This window comes from Vibrio sp. Scap24 (genome assembly GCF_013394185.1).
GTDB classification, from domain to species: domain Bacteria; phylum Pseudomonadota; class Gammaproteobacteria; order Enterobacterales; family Vibrionaceae; genus Vibrio; species Vibrio pomeroyi.
The window spans coordinates 1,651,106-1,668,690 of record NZ_CP041333.1 but is presented as its reverse complement, the minus strand read 5'-3'; the positions used below and the strand labels follow the sequence as shown (position 1 = coordinate 1,668,690).

The window sequence follows — 17,585 nt, the reverse complement described above, 5'->3', positions numbered from 1 at the left end:
GAGCACGACAATGGCTATGGTACAAGGTAAAGGCCTTAAATACCGAGTGTGGGCAACGCATGCAGTGTTGTGGTGCTTCTTGGCAATGATTATCTTCCCACTTCTGATGATCATCGCGATCTCATTCCGTGAAGGTAACTTCGCAACGGGTAGCTTGATTCCAGAAAATCCATCACTGGAGCACTGGAAACTCGCACTAGGTATTTCAGTAACGAACGCAGATGGCTCGGTAACGCCACCTCCATTCCCTGTTTTAACGTGGTTATGGAACTCGGTTAAAGTAGCGGGTGTGACGTCTATCTTGATTGTGGCACTGTCTACGACATCGGCTTACGCATTTGCTCGTATGCGCTTCAAGGGTAAAGAAACTATCCTGAAAGCGATGATGATTTTCCAAATGTTCCCAGCGGTACTTGCTCTAGTGGCTATCTACGCGTTGTTCGACAAACTTGGTCAATACATCCCGTTCTTAGGCTTGAACACGCATGGCGGTCTGATCTTCTCTTACCTAGGCGGTATCGCACTGCACGTTTGGACGATTAAGGGCTACTTTGAAACGATTGATAACTCTTTGGAAGAGGCTGCAGCACTGGATGGTGCAACGCCTTGGCAAGCATTCAGACTGGTTCTACTGCCATTGTCTGTGCCAATCCTAGCAGTTGTGTTTATTCTGTCGTTCATTGCAACAGTAGGTGAAGTACCAGTAGCGTCAATCCTACTTACCGATGTGAACTCTTACACGCTAGCAGTAGGTATGCAGCAATACCTATACCCTCAGAACTACCTATGGGGTGACTTTGCGGCAGCGGCTGTACTTTCAGCACTTCCGATTACTATCGTGTTCTTACTTGCTCAACGTTGGTTAGTTGGCGGTTTGACGGCAGGTGGTGTAAAAGGATAAGCTGTATCCCATAAGAAAGAAAAAGAGCGACCTTCGTGGTCGCTCTATATTGGCATTTTTATTACATCATTTGGTTTGGCCGCCGATCAGTAATAAAAATAACCCTCAGGTTACGCATAGCTGGCTACTAATCAGGTTCCTTACGCTATTAATGATTAGTGGTTTTTGTAACTCTAACCCAGGTACTTACTTGGGTTTTTTTATGCCTGCTACTTTTTGCTTTGTCTTTGTGTCTGCTTTACTCGTCAACTCTTGTATCCATCACCGTTATTGTGCTGATAACCGCTTTAATATTAAAAGCTTCGAGTCACTTCTCTCCTACACCTTTCTTGACTCATTCCTCTTACTTGAAGGCATGAAAGAGTCTCACAAATCAGACACTCAGTATAAGGGGCTGTTGATCTATTGATATATTGCTAATAATCCAATGCGTGATACTTCAATGATTTGTATGCAACAAGTGCGGAAATTGCACAGAAAGTGCATATAGAAACGGGATGTGGCTGTGAGTTTTAAAGAGGTCATAACTCAGGCTGATGGAATGGTGTTGGAGCTATAGCTGAAGGTTAACAATAAAAGCACTAGGCTGGATTAACTTGAAATGGGTAGTGATAGAATGTGAGTAATGAGTTCTAGTTGCTAGAACTCTTTGTTTGAAGGTGCACAGCCCAAGTGTTGTAACAACACATAGATGCTTTCTTGATCGAGTGCGACACGACGAAATAGATCCGCAAACGTAGGGTCACCGCCGAAGCACGTCTGGATGTAGTGATTAATTTCATTACTGTCGTAGCCCTCGACGTACAAGGTTCTAACCCATTGATACTCAACAGCCTTCAAATTGTTCAGTGTAGATTCGCTAAGAGTGGGGCGTGTGACGCTCAAGTGTGGCTCCGGGAAATTCAAATACATCCATTATGATTGGCGGTATTTAATCAGAGCTAAATGACGACTTTATGACAGTCAAAATAATTATTTGAACTCGCGTTGATTCATTTCAACCTTTGGCTGAGTATCACGCTCTAGAAGCTGTATTGAGTGCTTCGCCGTTGGTTGAGAACGTTAGATAAACAAATGCCAAGCGGCTGCTTGGCATTGAAATAGTGGGTATTGAAAGAGCTTGGTTGCAAGGCAGGGCTAGTGATTAACCTTATTTAAGGTACTTCACGTGCGCTTCCATCTCTTCGCCGATTTGCTTTCGCATGTTCGTTAGGCGGATAGCGGAATCTCTCAATTCGATGTCTTCTGGTGTTTCTGGCACCCATTCAGGCACCTTAGTCGGGTTACCGTTTTCATCAACTGCCACCATAATCACGATACAGTGAGTGGTTAGACGGTTATTCAATTCTTTAGGGTCGCTCGCTTGTACATCGATCGCAATGTGCATAGAAGACGAACCGGTATAGATGACTTTCGCACTTACCTCTACTAGGTTGCCTACATGGATTGGGGCAACAAATCGAATACCACCAGCGTAAGCCGTAATGCAATATTTGCCACTCCACCCAGCAGAACAAGCGTAGGCAGCTAAATCGATCCACTTCATTGCTGCGCCACCATGAACTTTACCACCAAAGTTCACATCCCCGGGTTCAGCTAAAAAACGCAGAGTAACGTCTCGTTTACCATCTTGTCGGCTATTGTTACTGCTCATCTATCTTCCTTCATTATTATTGTGCTGCATAACATGCTTGTTACTTGCTAATAACAATATACATAAGACGATAGAAATTAAAGCGGATAATCTCACGGTTAAGACTATTTTTTTCAAACGGATGACGAACCGATGAACATTGATGGTTATTGAGTTTCAAGGTGAGAGATAAACACGGAAAGACAATCGAGAGTAAGCTAAAAGAAAGGGTTGATTGCAAAAAAAACACCTAGCGTAATGCTAGGTGTTTCTAAGCCTTTAGGTACTCATGTCGGTACCTTTTATTGTTTGCCAACTAACCGTTGCTTGTTTGGTTTAGTTAAAGTGACTTTATCGTAATTACCACTAAAGTGGTAGTTAAAACTATTTATTCTTCAGCTCACTTTTACTCTTTTATGAAGTATAGATCCTTCGCGTAGATATTTCCTTTCGGATTATTGTTAGGGAAGCCTTTGAGTGTATTTCGCACTAATCGAGTGTGATTGTAGTGATATAAAGGCATAACTGCTGCTGATTCGTTAAGTAGTGACTCAGCCTGCTGGTATAAAGCAAAGCGATTAGCCTGATCTTCCGTTTTGCTCGCTTTCTGTAACAGCTCATCAAAATCAGTGTTACAGAAACCACTCTCGTTAGCTGTGTGGCCACATGTGAAGGCTTCTAGTAGTGCTGAGGGTTCTGGGTAGTCACCAAATGCCCATGAGCGAGCAAGCTGATAATCTCCCGCCCCTTTAGCTGCGACATACGCCTTCCACTCCATATTCTCGAGTTCTACCTTCACGCCAAGTGGTTTCCACATCGATGCAATCGCGATGGCGATCTTTTTGTGGTTCTCGCTAGTGTTATAGGTGAGTGTGAATGTAAGTGGGTTCTCTTTGTTGTACCCAGCTTCTTCGAGTAACTGTTTGGCCTTTGCTTGGCGCTGTGAGCTATCAAGCGCTTCGAATAAAGACTTAGGCGCCGTGTAGTTCGGGATATTATTAGGTGTCACGCTGTAAGCTTGAGGTTCGCCTTGGCCTGTTACTTTATCGACCAATATATCTCGGTCGACCGCCATACTCAGTGCTTGTCGAACTCTGACATCATCAAACGGAGGTTGGCGAGTATTGAACGAATAAACATACGACCCTAATAACGCTTGCGCCTTAATCTGTTCAGGGCTCTCTTTGACAAGCTTTTGGTAATACTCAAGCTGAACGCGGTTCGTCATATCAATCTCACCAGACTGGTAACGAATTAGCTCTGCGTTTTGAGAGGATAAACCTAGGTAGGTCACCTTATTGATTACCGTTGAAGTGTTATCCCAGTAATTTGGGTTTCTGGTGACTTCGACGTATTCATTGGGTACCCATTTGCTGAGTGTGTAAGCGCCGTTGGTTGCGATATTTTCGGCGCGAGTCCATTGGTCTCCCTTCTCTTCAACCAACTTAGAAGGCAGAGGGAAGAAGGTCTTGATACTCATTAAACTCATGAAATAGGGCGTAGGCTTTGAAAGCGAGATCTCTACCGTGCGATCGTCTAGTGCTTGAATACCAAGCTCTGATGGATCTTTATCCCCTGCAAGAATCTCGCTGGCGTTCACGATATTTGCCGTCGAGAACACAAATCCGGTGTTGTTGCCCGTTTTCGGAGACACGGCACGCTGCCAACCAAACACAAAGTCTGATGCGGTGACTGGTTCGCCATTCGACCACTTAAGGCCGCTTTTCAAAACGAACGTAACCGTCTTACCGCCGTTGCTGAACGTCCAACTTTCAGCTTGTCCTGGAATAATCTGTCCATCACTGTTCTCGATCACGAAGCCTTCAAACATGTCATTGACGATGATGTCTCCTGGCATGCCTGAATTGATGAAACTTGGGTCGAGAGTATTGGGTTCTGCGCCATTACCACGAACAAAATGTTGCTCTTCAGCTAACAGAGCATCAGCTGTGATAGAGGCAGCGAAGCTTGATGCAGACGTTAGAGCCAGCAGTGACGATATGATCACAGGCAGAGTTGATTGGGTCATTGTAATTCCTTTTACAACTTAAACAGTACTCGATGCATTAAACATGAGTCGGTCGTTGGTTGCAACAACAGTAAGTGCGTATTAAAGGAATTTGAAAGTGTTGTGAACAAAATAAAAATGCCTGCGATAAAGCAGGCACTGTGGTGAAAGGTTGATTAGCGAATTATTGGTCGTCTAATTAATTTACTCTAATCTAACCCAAGCTAAGTTTAGTTAGCTTGCTGAGGCAGGGGCGCTTCAAGCCTTGGTTTTCGTTTAATTTGAGCAAGAATAACGCCTGAAATCACCATCACACCACCAATGATATGGAACTGGTTAATCTCTTCACCTAGCCAGGTTGCAGCCAATACAATCGCAACAACAGGCAGCAAGTTCATGAACATCGCACTGGAATCGGCACCAATGGTATCAATCGCTTTTACCCACATCCAAGGCGCCAGAATAGAAGCCGCAACCGCTGCGTACGCAATCAAAGGAATTGCTTGTTGCGAAGGAATCAGTTGGTCGCTGGTCAGCCAAAGTGGTGCCAACATTGCGACTGCGAACATCCCCTGCATATAGATCACCACCCAGTTACTGATTGGCATTTTCCAACGCTTCAACAGCACACAGTAAGAGGCGTAAACAAACGCTGCGATTAACATATAGCCATCGCCTTGAGTCAGTTCTTGATGAATAAAGAACAGCGGGTCACCTTTACCAAGCATCAGGGCCAATCCAGACAGAGATAACACACCGCCGACAATACTCAAGCTAGAAATCGATTTGTTGAGCAATGGAACACTCAGGAATACGCTGATCAACGGCACTAATGAAGTTATCAATGCCATGTTAGAAGCCGTTGTAGTTAGGCCCGCGTAGTAACCCAATGATTGGTTTAACACCATGCCCAAAAAGCCAAGGAATGCTAATTTCGACAAGTTAGGTTTAATGATTGGCCACTGCTTGATAACCGAGCGGATACAGAAAGGCGTCAGGATTAACATTGCAATGAACCAACGGTAAAAACTCATCGCGCTCGGTTCGATAGTGCTTGCGGCCAGCTTATTGACGATCGCATTAGCACCCCAGATACAGACTGTGAAAAATGGTAAAAGATAATGCATGTGGTTTCCGTCGCAAATGAGTTGATGCGGCTAGTTTGACAGGTCGTTATACTTACAGATATCTTTAAAAAGACATCAGGCGCGATAGGAAGACAAGATTGAAAAAACACTCAAGAAACCTTCACCCATCCTTATCAATCGACAAGGCACCATCCAACGTATTTATGAATTTCGAAGCGTTCTTATCGAACACCGAAACTCGTGTGCATAGTCACCCTTGGGGGCAGGTTCAGTTGATCAGCGGTGGGATTCTTGAAATGGAAGCTGAGGGAACACGCTTTCTCGCACCGCCACATTTAGCGATTTGGGTACCCGCTGGAGTGATGCACTGCAGTTATAACCGCAAACCATTGGACTACTGCTCTTTGAATATTGCACGTGAGTTAACTCAACACCTGCCTGAGAAAACCAGCCTTATTAAGATTACGCCGATCGTATCTTCGATTATCGATGACTTTCGCCAGCGTGACATCAATGTCGCCCAAAGCGAACAAGATCAAAGGCTTGTACAGGTGCTGTTGGACCAATTGGCAGAACGCCAAGTCGAGCATCACTTCTTACCTTCAACCGATAACAAGTATCTTGCGCCTATTCTGGCAGCGATAGAAGAGAACCCAACAGACGATATCTCGCTAAAGGATTGGGCAGAGAGAGTGCACGCAACCGAGCGAACTTTGTCACGTCATTGCCAAAGTGAATTAGGGATGAGCTTTACTGAGTGGCGACTGCGAGTGCGTTACTTGTACTCAATGGATCTGTTAAGAAACGGCCAGTCGGTTAAAGAGGTCGCCCTCACATTAGGCTACAACCAAGCGAGCCCCTTTATTAGCATGTTCAAGAAGTATTCCGGTCAAACGCCGGAGCAATATAAGAATCGCTTGTTGTAGGTTTTGTTTCGGTAGACATCAACGTCGAACACTGGATATTTGCTTTTTGAATAATAAATATCCAGCCGGATATTTTTGTAAAATAAACAGATTGCATATAAACCCTGTTTTGTAGAGTATGAGTGGCACTCACCAGCGGTGGGGCATTACAACAATAATAAGGATACTCAACACAATGAAAATGCGTTTAAATCTCAGCGTTCTGCTGATTTCAACCGCTCTTAGTCCAGTTGCGCTTGCTAATACTACATACCCCAATGGTTACTACCTAGAAGCTGAAGGATTGAGTGGAAATGCGTTAAAAGACATGCTCGGTGTGATTGCTGCTCGTGGACAAAAGCAATTGTCGTATAACCAAGTTTGGTCTGCATTGAAAGACACGAATGAAGATCCGAATAATTCGAATAACGTTATTCTGTATTACAGCGGTCGCTCACAATCTAAAGGTTTTACCTCGTCGGGTAACAACGACAAAAATGCTTGGAACCGTGAACATCTTTGGCCTAAATCTTTTGGGTTTAAGCGCAAAGACCAATGGGGCTATACCGATATTCATCACCTGCAGCCAACCGATGCAGAGATTAACTCAATTCGTTCAAACAAGGACTTTGATTTTGGCGGGTCGCCACTGAAAAAGTCACCGCTTAACAAGACGGATTACGACAGCTTTGAACCTAGAGATGTTGTTAAAGGGGATACCGCTCGTTCGCTTTTCTACATGGCCGTGCGCTATGAAGGAAATAACGCGACAATGCCTGACTTGTATCTGGTTGATGATATGTCGAGTACGTCAGGTCAACCTAAGGTTGGAAAGTTATGCACTTTACTTCAATGGCATAACGCGGATCCGGTGGACGATTGGGAACGTAACCGCCATGAAAAAGCCGTTAAGTGGCAAGGCAACCGCAACCCTTTCATTGATACCCCAAATTGGGTGAACGACATTTATAGCAGTAGATGTAACGGGTAATGAGTCGTTTAAACAAAACTAATCTGTAGCTATACCCCTGAAAAATAAATAGGCCATCTTAGAGATGGCTTTTAATCACTAGCCTAAACATCAGCTCGATAAACACAACCCTTAATCTGAATGGAAATTGCCGAACCTTGAGTGTCACTTTGATAGTGGCTCAACGTTTATCACGGACTCATCAACTATAAGAGATTAACTCCAAAATGTTTGGCCAGTGTATTTACGACACCAAAACAAATGATTGATATAAAACAACTTAATAATAACGTCGCCCAAAAGGAATATTTGCTCAGTAAATAGGGAAACAGTAGGAACATTGGAAGTGTCGGCACGACAAACCAGAACGTATAGAAGGCATGGTTTGATAGTTTGTCCGGCCCTTGGCCTTCGATATACATCCATATCAACGCGAGAATGGTAACTGTTGGTAAGGCTGCGACCAAAGCCCCGAGTTTGTCGTTACGCTTGGCGACTTCAGAGATAAGAACGACAATTGCTGCTGTCGTTAAATACTTGAAAACAATCCACCACATGTTGCGCCCCAAGCATAAATCTAAAGTCTAGCTGAATGAGCCTAAGTCGTGATACGAATTAGGTCGCCAGAAGTGTTATTAACATGAGGTAAAGGGCACAATGGTGCTAAAAAGTAGTCTATGGCACCGTAGCTATTGGTATATCTAATACCCAGTCAACTCCATATAACCCGTACCATAGTGTGTTCCTTCAATCGTAATAGGGCCTTCCCAATAGGGAACCGATAGGGGCATTTTTGCTTTGGGATTGAGTGCCGAGACTGTCAGCTCTATTTGCTGGCTTGGAATTAAAACCTGCCACTCTGTTGGATAATCGCGTCCGTCGATTACTGTTTGCTTGACGGCGGTTAGGGTGATGTCTTGTTGTGAAATCGCAATGCCAGAACCGTCTTGTTGCATCAACCTTGCGCTAGCATAACTGGCTTCGCCTGTTGTTGAATTTCGTAGTTGGAACACGACTAAGCTAGTCTCATCATTGAGCCTCAGTGCAAACCAATCCCAGCCTTGTTGTGAGTCGAGTAAGAACTGCGAGCTCCACTCTCTGTCTATCCAGCCTTTGCCAGAAACCTTATGCGTCACGCCATCAATCGTCACGTTACCCGATACATCGATGAATGGTTGGCTGTAGTAATAGGAAGCCACTTTTCCGTCGCTACTTTTTGTGCTGTAGCCTTGCTCACCCTGTTTTTGATAGGGAGCGTCGCTGGTGAGTGTCAACGAGTAGCCAAATTGTTCTGAGTTGGCGTTCAACGTGGCAGGGAATAGATCATTGGTTGATGAGTTCCACTGCCAATCATCAAGATAGACCCGAAATGGTGAAGCACTTACGCCTGCCAATTCTGCTTGGTCGCGCGACCATTTTTCATCGGCATAGTGTTTGTCTTTGGTCGTGATGGCACTATGCGCCATGTAGATTTGTTGGCTTTGCCATGCTGTTTGCTTAAGCTGCTTGGTTTGTTCGGCGTTATCTTCTGGAGCTGCGGCAAAGCGGAATTGTGTCCATTGCACACCTAGTTCATTGCCATTTTCATCAGTGAGGTTGGCGGTTAAATACCACCATTCATGGCGAAAGCTCGGGTGCGCTTGGTGGTCAGCAGGGAAATTGATGTCTACGCCTTTAACTACGGGAGTGAATTGATCATTTTGCTCATTGTTACCTCCAAGTATTGAACCCATGTTTTGAGCGGAATTTGGATCGCCTTTTTCACAACCCCATAGAGAAAGTAGGCTAAGTGAGAGAACAGACAGTTTGATTAGCTTACTTTTCATATCAATGTTCATCACAACACCTCACTTTGTAAGCTAGATACCACAGGTTTACTGACCAAACGCCATAAGGGGATGAGTGTCGCAATCACAGCCACAATAATCGTGATGAAGGAAATGCTGAGCGCATCGCTCCAATTCCATTGGTAGTTTAAGCTCCAACCAAAGGCGCGTAGGGTGACGATGTCTGTTAGTACGTAGCCCACCATAGCACCGAGTGGGATGGCGATAACCAGAGTAAAAGCCACCAACACAACGATTTGCCCGAGTACCATCGCCATCAGCTTTTTACGGCTCACGCCAAGTGCATACAATCTTGCGATAGCGGCCTTACGCGCATCAAGCAACATGAAACACGCACAGAACAAGCCAATGACGGCGACCATCAATGTGACGCCATTAAGCGCGCGAGTGATGGCGAAGGTTTGTGAAAAGATATCTAAAGCGAGGGACTTGATCTGTGCTTGATCGTAAAGTTGGCTTGGATGCAAATTCAGTTGTTGGCGTAACTGTTCGTATACCTGTTGCTGGTCGCCAGAGACTTTAATACCTAGGCTAGTGGGCAAATCCGTAAAGCCGCTTTCAAGCCACAAACTAGGGGCAAGTAACACTTCGCCATTGGGTGAGCCGTAATCATGGAAAACAGCGCCAACCACCAGTGATTGGTCAGGGATGGAGTCGAGCTTAAATTCGCTATTCAGTGATAAGCCAAGCTTCACCGCGGTAGGTTCACTGATCGCCACGAGTTCCCCTCGATAGAAGCGCTGCCAAAAGTTATCCAGCTGCGATTGGAACACCATGGTTTGCTCTAATGTATCTTTGTCTTTAGTGCCAAGTAACGTGGGCAGGCCCTGCAAGTTATCGTCGACATAGTATTGCTTAAAAACGGTTTCAACGTTCTCAAATTGTTCTAATGCGCGCTCGACATTAGCGATTTCACCCTGAGCGGGGCTAACGTAAATGTCGGCATGCAAGCGTTGCTCTAACCATTGTTTTAGAGTGGATTCAAAGCTGCCAACTAAGGTATTCATTCCCATGTTGGCGGTAACCGCAAGCAGCAGTGCCATCATGGCAAGGGAGAGTGGAGATATCAGCTCTCGCAGTTCAGCGAACAGGTACTGCATCAACCCCGATTGGGTTCGCTGTTCACTCCAATTTGCTAACACGCTGAGCGTTTTGGGCAGATATAAAGGAATCGATACCACTAATACACCAAGCCACGCCATCGTGAAGCGATGATGTTCGCTAAGCCACAACCCAACTAATGCGATAACGGTTAGCGCTAAACCAATGACAAACAATTGGTTTTCGTTCGAGTTTTCTGGCGCTTGGTAAAAACCGCCATGAGAAGAAAGCGGTTGTCTAACGCGTTGCTTAAAGTGCTGCCAGCATGCAACAAGCGTAGCCGCTAACGTAAGCAATAAGGCCTGTGCTAACCATGACCACTGCCATGTACCGGGCAAAAGTGTCGCGCCATAAAGTTGTTCAAGGGTTATCGCAACGGTGGGGTGAAGCCAATGGCTTAATTGAATCCCTAAAATGAAACCGAGTGAAGCGCCTGCGGTTACCAGAACGGTAAGCTCAACGAGCAAGGCAGAAAACACGATGCTTGGTGCAACGCCCGCTTGCTGAATTTGTACTAACAACCGATTACGCTTCAGTAAGCTGTATTTCACACCGTTATAAGCGATGAATAAACCAACCAAGAAAGCCAGTAGACTCATGGCCGTTAGGTTGAGGTGAAAGCTGTCGGTAATCGAACCGAGATCGGTACTCTGATTATTGGTGATCCATTGCCCTTGCTCTGCGATGAGATTCAGCCAGTTGTCGTGTGGTTGGCTATTAGTATCAAATACGGCGATGTAGCTCAGCTGACCTTGCTTGTTCAGTAGTTGTTGGGCGAAGCCTATATCCATCAACATTCGGCTGCCCAGTTGCCATTCATCAGGTAGCACCACAACTTTTGTGACGACTTCATCGAGGGTCAGTGTTTCTACTTTGCCTAAGTTTTGATGTTGCGATTGGCTCATCATCACGATGGGATTGCCAGCCAGTAGTTGAGGTAGGGGAAGGGCATTATCGAACAGGGATATATTTTGTTGGTTCTGATTTGTTTGTTCGTTCTCTTCGGAGTAGCGAGCTCTTGAGGTGAGAGCAGAGATTAGCTCACTACCTTGTACCGACCAACGACGACCTTGTTCGTCTCTCACTCGCCCTTCAATCACGGGCAGTATTGCGCTGAGTCCGTTTTGTCTTAGCTTGAAGTAGAGCGATTCTGGCAAATAGTTTTGCCCCGCTGGTGGGATGATCAGATTTAGAGCTTTAGCGCTAAGTTGCTCGGTGGATTCTGCATAGCTGCGTTTGGCATTGAGATTGATCGCTTGCACCGCGACAAACAGGGTGACCGCTAACACAATACCAACCAAGATCGCAGCAGCTTGCAAAGGGGATTGGCGATAGTGCGCAGCGAATAGGTTTAGCGTAAGTTTTGTGTGAGCGATTTTGAGACAATTTGATTCGGGTGTCCGCTTAGCTTTCAACATAAGAAATGCCACTCGCTAGCTTTTGGTTTAGATCGACTCGCTTCAGTTCTCCATCATCTAACACCAGTTGTGTCTGCATAAAACTGGCACATTCCGGGCTGTGTGTAACCAGTAGGACAGCGGTGTTGCCTTGTGTGGTGATTTCGTTCAGTAGCCTCATGACTTCTAAACCAGCTTTGTGGTCAAGGTTGCCTGTGGGTTCATCGGCAAGCAGCAGTTTTGGTTTATGAGCCAGCGCGCGAGCTATGGCTACTCGTTGTTGTTGCCCACCAGAGAGCGCTGATACATGTCTATCGAGTAGTTCACTGATGCCTAACGCTTCCACCAAATAATCACACCAGTCGCCCCATTTTTGTTGATTCAAATGCAACGGGAACGCGATGTTTTGTTTTACGTTGAGTGGGGTTAATAAGTTGAACTGCTGAAAGATAACGCCCAGTTTCTGATGGCGGAAGCGGCTCCACTGTTGGTCTTTCCAAACCGATGTGTTGTCACCATCGAGCCATAACTCGCCACTTGAGAGCGGTTCAAAACCCGCAATGAGATTAAGTAGAGTGCTTTTCCCGCTGCCACTTACTCCTGTCAAAGCCACACTAGCGCCCGTCGCTAAAGTGAAGTCGACACTATCCAACACGCTATGGGTGTCTTTGCCGTCAACAAAGCTTTTACTGGCCTGTTTTAGCGTGACAACTGGGTTTTCCATTTCCTCTCCTTGTATCCAACAATGACTATCAAACTGTAGACAACAATTTCAAATAATAGAGCGATTTATATCGAATTATTAATAACTTATACTTTGATAAGAGAGAAATAGATCAGTGAGAGGTGGAATTCGAACTCTCGTTGGGTCTTTGAATAATCACATCGCCTTGGGTTATTTATTAGAAGATTTTTTACGGCATCTAAGGGTAGCCAATTCCAACGCTTGGTATCTGGATGAAGATTATTTTGTGTGAGGATAAGGCGAGTGAAAGCTGTATCCCTAACATATCTTTTTTCCATAGCTTGTTAGTGTTTTTAATACTCAAGTAGAGTGACATATTGAAAATCTCAATCTTTCATTCAACAATAAAGGTGACATTACATGTATGCAATGTCACCTATAAGGCATTGAGTTGTGAAACGATGAGGTTTGCCAAAAAGTGTGTATTACTTAGATACGACCGTCCATTTCATTAGAACTGGCTCTGCTTCCTCACACTGAATCAGTTCAAGTGGACGTTTTACCCAAGGACCGGCTTCTTGAGTTTCTGATGTCACAGCCAAACAGTAACTAGAATCCGCTTTCAATCGAATAGTCTGATCATTTTCGCTATAAACAAAACCTTGGTGTTTTGCATCGCTGCACTCTAGTAACGCGAGTTCGCTCTTTCCTTTAGCTAAAAGACCTTGCATACATAACCCTTCAAACGCATAAGATTGAATCTTATTTGTTTCATTGTCGTATTCAAATCTCACATCATGACCAGAATAGTTACGAGGAGAACCTTCGGGCGCTTTGGGCTTACAGGTGTGGGTCTGCATTAATTCGGATTGACCAGGGCCGTAGGTATCAATACAAAATCCATAACCGTTTGGCTCATCTAAATTATCACTTAATACAATGTATGGAGGCTCTGTCGGCACATTCGGCTCTGCTGCAAAGAGAAATGAAGGGGCAGCAACTAAGCTAGATGCCACAATGACTTTGGCTACATTTTTCAGTTTCATATCTATTTCATCCTTTAATAAATTTCGGTGTTGTAACTAAAACGGCTTACTGGTTGAAACTTTCGGTGAACTCTACAATTCGAGCTGCATTGACTCCTTTATCACTGCGACCGATTCGAGACACACTACGAATGTCGACACGGCTCTCGCTGTTTATCGGTGTGACTTTAACGACCACATCGTCTATAAAGCCAAAGAAAGTTGTTTGAGCTATCGCTTCAAAGCGTAATGCTTCAGGAAATCTTGCAACAATTTCCCAACCTTTGTTCTGCGCAACATCCAGAGCTTTTTCGTATGCATCTTCAGCAGAGAGGCTAGACGGAATTGGCTTAATGTATGGGTGCAACTTCCTCTGTACTGCTGCAACTTCCTCCCCTGCATAAATCAGAGAGTTTTTGGCACCGGCACGCGTATCATCCAGCACCAAAAATTTAGGTGGGTTTATGGTATCGGTTGTAATGTCATGAATTGCAGGTCCACGTTTCACTGGTTGAATCATGCCGTGGATCATTGGCGCGGTGAGGCTAAGCCCTATGAATACAGCGACCAGAGACTTGAGCGCACCAGTGCGATTACGAGTAATCCATTGGTAGATGAGCCCGAGTGTACTTATAGCGAGTAAAGATAGGCCGATGGGGTTGAGATAATTTCGAATGTAGCCAAAGCCAATTATGGGATCCCACAAGCCCAAACGCGCCCCAAAGATCATCACGGCAACCGCTAGCACAGCGGAAAAAGCGATGACTAATAATAGTGTTCCAATACGAGAGGTACGGCTGTTCGTCATTTTCTATCCTTTGAAAGTGTTCAGCGAGTAATGATGAGCCACTCCGAGGCTCATCATCTCCTCATTTTGTTAGTACTCAGTTTGGCTGTTCGGCGTTGTTCGCTATTGCTGCTTTATCATCTGATTTGAACAATTTGCAGATCAAGACAAAAAATAGCGGAGCGAAGTAAATTACCAATAATGTCGCACCCATCATGCCGCCCAGAACAGACGTACCTATCGCGTTACGAGCATTAGCACCAGCTCCCGTACTTAGTACCAATGGCAACACGCCGAGTCCAAACGCCAGTGATGTCATGATTATCGGGCGCAGACGCATTTCACAGGCTTGTACCGTTGCATCAATAATGTTGACGCCTTTTTCATAAAGCTCTTTTGCAAACTCAACAATCAGAATTGCGTTTTTGGCGGTTAAACCAATAGTAGTCAAAACGCCCACTTGGAAGTAAACATCGTTCTCTAGCCCTCGCAACATGATCGCAGCCAGTGCGCCGAGTATCCCTAATGGAACCACCAGAATAATCGCAATTGGAATGCTCCAGCTTTCATACAAAGCGGCTAAGCAGAGGAAAACCATCAAGATGGAGATCGCGTACAGAATTGGCGCTTGGTTTCCAGCTTCGATCTCTTGATAGGACATTCCCGTCCAGCTCACCTGTACATCGTTTGAAATCTCTGCGGCTAATCTATCGATTTCATCCATCGCTTCACCAGTACTGTAACCAGAAGCTGCTTCACCGACGATTTCTACTGCAGGGTTGCCGTTATAACGTTGTAACTGTGGTGAGCCTTGACCCCAGTGATAAGTACTGAAAGCTGAGATTGGCACCATCTCACCGTTGTTGTTACGCACAAACCATAAGTTCAGGTCTTCTGGTGTCATTCGATATTCAGCATCGGCTTGAATGTAAACCTTCTTAGAGCGACCACGATCGATGAAGTCATTCACGTATGACGATGCCCAAGCAATCGATAATGACTGGTTGATGTCATCAATTTCTAGACCTAGAACTTTCGCTTTTTCATAGTCGACATCAAGGAATAGTTGCGCGGTATCCTCAAGGCCGTTTGGTCGTGTACTTTGCAATAATGGACTTTGAGCCGCCGCCGCCAGTAACTGGTTTCTGAACTCAATCAGTTTGTCATGGCCAACAGCCCCCACGTCTTCTAGGTAGAAGTTAAAACCCGTTGAAGTACCAAGTTCTCGAATTGCTGGGCTACTAAAAGCAAAGATCTGTGCATGTTTGTAATTTGAAAACTCACCCATGACACGGCCGATAATGGAATCCACATCGGTTCCGGGTTCTGTCCTTTCTGACCAATCTTTCATGCCAATGAATGCCATCGCTGCATTTTGCCCAGAGCCTGAAAAGTTGAATCCAGACACGGTAAACACGTGGTCGACAGTATGTGATTCGTTCTCTTCAAAATAATCTTTGATATCCAACATCACTTCTTGCGTTTTTTGTAATGTGGTCCCTGTTGGTGTGGTGACCATCACCATGAAGTCACCTTGGTCTTCATTTGGCAAAAATGAACTTGGTAGCACGTTGTATAGGTAAGCCGTGCCGGCAAAAAGCATTAGATAAACAAAAACGAAGCGCAGTGGACGTTGTAAAGCGTGTTTAACTGAACCTCGGTATTGGCTGGAGAGCTTGTCGAACCCTCGGTTAAACAGTGCAAAAAATTTATTGCTCGATGTTTTATCGACAGGCTTTAGAAGCGTTGCGCACAATACGGGAGTCAGAATCAATGCCACAACAACAGATAACACCATTGCTGAAACAATCGTCAAAGAGAATTGTTGGTAGATAACGCCCGTTGACCCTGACATGAAGGCCATAGGAATAAATACAACCGACAACACCATCGTAATACCGATTAAGGCACTGGTAATTTGTCCCATTGATTTTTTGGTTGCTTCAAGAGGAGATAGGTTCTCTTCATGCATTAAACGTTCAACGTTTTCCACAACAACAATGGCGTCATCAACCAGAAGGCCGATAGCCAAGACTAAACCAAACATGGTGAGTGTATTGATCGAGAACCCCAGCATAGCCATAACACCGAAGGTGCCAAGCAGTACGACTGGTACGGCTATGGTTGGGATTAAAGTTGCTCGTAAGTTTTGCAAAAACAGCAACATTACGACAAATACAAGCCCAACCGCTTCAAAAAGGGTTTTGACCACTTCACTGATGGATAAACGGATAAATAAGTTATTGTCGGTGGTTTTAACCAGTTCTAGTCCATCCGGAAAACCTTTTGAAAGTTGTTCAAGTTTTGCATCAACCGCATTTTGTGTGTCTAACGAGTTCGCGCCGGTAGCAAGGGTGATAGCAATACCAGAAGAGTCCTTACCCATGTAAGCAGGAATAGATGAAGATTCTTCACTGGCTAACTCGACACGTGCGACGTCTTTGAGCTTAATTTGAGAGCCGTCACTGTCGACCTTTATTAAGATGTCTTCAAATTCTTCAACGCTGGTTAGTAGGCTTTGCGCCGTGATACTGGCATTAATTAACTGAGAATCAACAGCAGGCGTTCCGCCTAATTGTCCAACCGTGACTTGGCTGTTTTGAACCGATACCGCATTCGAAACGTCAACAGGCGTGAGGCTGTAGCTGTTCAACTTGGCTGGGTCTAACCAGATACGCATCGCATAAGATGGGCCGAAAATAGTCACTTCGCCCACACCGTTCACACGGCTTAAGATGTCCTTAATGTTTGAGTTAGCGTAATCTTGAATGTCGCCCGCACTCATGCTGCTGTCAGGAGAATATAAGTTGGTTACCGACATAAAACCTGACGTACTCTTGGTGACAGAAGTACCTTGATTTTGTACCGCTGTCGGCAGGCGATTACTCACTTGCTGTAAGCTGTTCTGCACCTGTACCTGAGCGATATCGGGGTCGGTATCTGCACTAAACGTCAAGGTAACACTCGCACTACCAGAAGAGTCACTTTTAGACGCCATGTATAACAAGTTATCTAACCCTGTCATGCCTTGTTCGATGACCTGAGTAACGCTGTCTTCAATTGTTTTTGCTGAAGCACCAGGGTAAGACGTTGAAATGGTCACGGCTGGCGGTGCAATTGTTGGGTATTGCGCGACAGGCAAAGAGACGATAGCCGCTATGCCTGAAAGCATAATGACAATGGAAATCACCCAAGCAAAGATCGGTCTGTTGATAAAAAAGTTCGATAAGGACATGGT

The 17,585-nt window shown here is 45.1% G+C and carries 14 protein-coding genes; 3 read left to right on the top strand and 11 right to left on the bottom strand.

Going from position 1 to position 17,585, the window contains the following annotated elements:
- Positions 1–10 precede the first annotated feature (10 nt).
- Positions 11–901 (top strand): maltose ABC transporter permease MalG, encoded by an 891-nt coding sequence (gene malG, locus FLM53_RS22770; protein ID WP_176679284.1) that lies wholly within the window; start codon positions 11–13, stop codon positions 899–901.
- Between the two features lie 639 nt (positions 902–1,540).
- Here malG and FLM53_RS22765 read toward each other — a convergent pair.
- From FLM53_RS22765 to FLM53_RS22750, 4 genes are all read right to left on the bottom strand, one after another.
- Positions 1,541–1,813 carry a hypothetical protein gene (locus FLM53_RS22765; RefSeq protein ID WP_370779476.1) on the bottom strand — a complete coding sequence of 91 codons (273 nt, stop codon included), beginning with the start codon at positions 1,811–1,813 and terminating at the stop codon, positions 1,541–1,543.
- Between the two features lie 238 nt (positions 1,814–2,051).
- Entirely contained in the window at positions 2,052–2,555 is a 504-nt protein-coding gene (locus tag FLM53_RS22760) for an acyl-CoA thioesterase (protein WP_176679286.1), read from the bottom strand.
- A 385-nt stretch (positions 2,556–2,940) separates the two neighbouring features.
- Positions 2,941–4,563 carry a peptide ABC transporter substrate-binding protein gene (locus FLM53_RS22755; RefSeq protein WP_176679287.1) on the bottom strand — a complete coding sequence of 541 codons (1,623 nt, stop codon included), beginning with the start codon at positions 4,561–4,563 and terminating at the stop codon, positions 2,941–2,943.
- Between the two features lie 209 nt (positions 4,564–4,772).
- The gene (locus FLM53_RS22750; protein ID WP_123283567.1) at positions 4,773–5,669 is read right to left on the bottom strand and encodes a DMT family transporter; all 897 of its coding nucleotides are present in this window, start codon (positions 5,667–5,669) and stop codon (positions 4,773–4,775) included.
- 98 nt (positions 5,670–5,767) lie between these two features.
- On the opposite strand from FLM53_RS22750, the gene FLM53_RS22745 reads away from it, so the two are divergent.
- The gene (locus FLM53_RS22745; protein ID WP_176679288.1) at positions 5,768–6,556 is read left to right on the top strand and encodes a helix-turn-helix domain-containing protein; all 789 of its coding nucleotides are present in this window, start codon (positions 5,768–5,770) and stop codon (positions 6,554–6,556) included.
- Positions 6,557–6,731: 175 nt separating this feature from the next.
- Positions 6,732–7,526 (top strand): endonuclease I family protein, encoded by a 795-nt coding sequence (locus FLM53_RS22740; RefSeq protein ID WP_176679289.1) that lies wholly within the window; start codon positions 6,732–6,734, stop codon positions 7,524–7,526.
- Positions 7,527–7,711: 185 nt separating this feature from the next.
- On the opposite strand, the gene FLM53_RS22735 is transcribed toward FLM53_RS22740, so the two are convergent.
- The 7 genes from FLM53_RS22735 to FLM53_RS22705 all read right to left on the bottom strand — a co-directional run bounded on the left by FLM53_RS22735 (position 7,712) and on the right by FLM53_RS22705 (position 17,582).
- Entirely contained in the window at positions 7,712–8,062 is a 351-nt protein-coding gene (locus tag FLM53_RS22735; RefSeq protein ID WP_176679290.1) for a DUF3147 family protein, read from the bottom strand.
- Positions 8,063–8,206: 144 nt separating this feature from the next.
- Complete coding sequence (locus FLM53_RS22730; protein ID WP_370779480.1) at positions 8,207–9,343, bottom strand: lipocalin-like domain-containing protein; 1,137 nt, start codon at positions 9,341–9,343, stop codon at positions 8,207–8,209.
- Positions 9,343–11,871: an ABC transporter permease gene (locus FLM53_RS22725; RefSeq protein WP_176679292.1), complete on the bottom strand. Its 2,529-nt coding sequence runs from the start codon at positions 11,869–11,871 to the stop codon at positions 9,343–9,345. The genes FLM53_RS22730 and FLM53_RS22725 overlap by 1 nt, the downstream gene beginning before the upstream one ends.
- Positions 11,858–12,574 carry an ABC transporter ATP-binding protein gene (locus tag FLM53_RS22720; protein WP_176679293.1) on the bottom strand — a complete coding sequence of 239 codons (717 nt, stop codon included), beginning with the start codon at positions 12,572–12,574 and terminating at the stop codon, positions 11,858–11,860. The genes FLM53_RS22725 and FLM53_RS22720 overlap by 14 nt, the downstream gene beginning before the upstream one ends.
- Before the next feature lie 446 nt (positions 12,575–13,020).
- Positions 13,021–13,581, bottom strand: coding sequence for a ricin-type beta-trefoil lectin domain protein (locus FLM53_RS22715; protein ID WP_017633198.1), 561 nt, complete (start codon positions 13,579–13,581; stop codon positions 13,021–13,023).
- Positions 13,582–13,627: 46 nt separating this feature from the next.
- The gene (locus FLM53_RS22710; RefSeq protein WP_176679294.1) at positions 13,628–14,368 is read right to left on the bottom strand and encodes a DUF1499 domain-containing protein; all 741 of its coding nucleotides are present in this window, start codon (positions 14,366–14,368) and stop codon (positions 13,628–13,630) included.
- 76 nt (positions 14,369–14,444) lie between these two features.
- Positions 14,445–17,582 (bottom strand): efflux RND transporter permease subunit, encoded by a 3,138-nt coding sequence (locus FLM53_RS22705; protein ID WP_176679295.1) that lies wholly within the window; start codon positions 17,580–17,582, stop codon positions 14,445–14,447.
- Between the last annotated feature and the right edge of the window lie 3 nt (positions 17,583–17,585).

What these genes read in the sequence shown, in the direction of transcription:
- FLM53_RS22750 (WP_123283567.1), bottom strand. Translation starts at nt 5,669, where the DNA reads ATGCATTATCTTTTACCATTTTTCACAGTCTGTATCTGGGGTGCTAAT.
- malG (WP_176679284.1), top strand. Translation starts at nt 11, where the DNA reads ATGGCTATGGTACAAGGTAAAGGCCTTAAATACCGAGTGTGGGCAACG.
- FLM53_RS22710 (WP_176679294.1), bottom strand. Translation starts at nt 14,368, where the DNA reads ATGACGAACAGCCGTACCTCTCGTATTGGAACACTATTATTAGTCATC.
- FLM53_RS22740 (WP_176679289.1), top strand. Translation starts at nt 6,732, where the DNA reads ATGAAAATGCGTTTAAATCTCAGCGTTCTGCTGATTTCAACCGCTCTT.
- FLM53_RS22765 (WP_370779476.1), bottom strand. Translation starts at nt 1,813, where the DNA reads ATGTATTTGAATTTCCCGGAGCCACACTTGAGCGTCACACGCCCCACT.
- FLM53_RS22730 (WP_370779480.1), bottom strand. Translation starts at nt 9,343, where the DNA reads ATGAACATTGATATGAAAAGTAAGCTAATCAAACTGTCTGTTCTCTCA.
- FLM53_RS22760 (WP_176679286.1), bottom strand. Translation starts at nt 2,555, where the DNA reads ATGAGCAGTAACAATAGCCGACAAGATGGTAAACGAGACGTTACTCTG.
- FLM53_RS22725 (WP_176679292.1), bottom strand. Translation starts at nt 11,871, where the DNA reads ATGTTGAAAGCTAAGCGGACACCCGAATCAAATTGTCTCAAAATCGCT.
- FLM53_RS22705 (WP_176679295.1), bottom strand. Translation starts at nt 17,582, where the DNA reads ATGTCCTTATCGAACTTTTTTATCAACAGACCGATCTTTGCTTGGGTG.
- FLM53_RS22715 (WP_017633198.1), bottom strand. Translation starts at nt 13,581, where the DNA reads ATGAAACTGAAAAATGTAGCCAAAGTCATTGTGGCATCTAGCTTAGTT.
- FLM53_RS22720 (WP_176679293.1), bottom strand. Translation starts at nt 12,574, where the DNA reads ATGGAAAACCCAGTTGTCACGCTAAAACAGGCCAGTAAAAGCTTTGTT.
- FLM53_RS22755 (WP_176679287.1), bottom strand. Translation starts at nt 4,563, where the DNA reads ATGACCCAATCAACTCTGCCTGTGATCATATCGTCACTGCTGGCTCTA.
- FLM53_RS22735 (WP_176679290.1), bottom strand. Translation starts at nt 8,062, where the DNA reads ATGTGGTGGATTGTTTTCAAGTATTTAACGACAGCAGCAATTGTCGTT.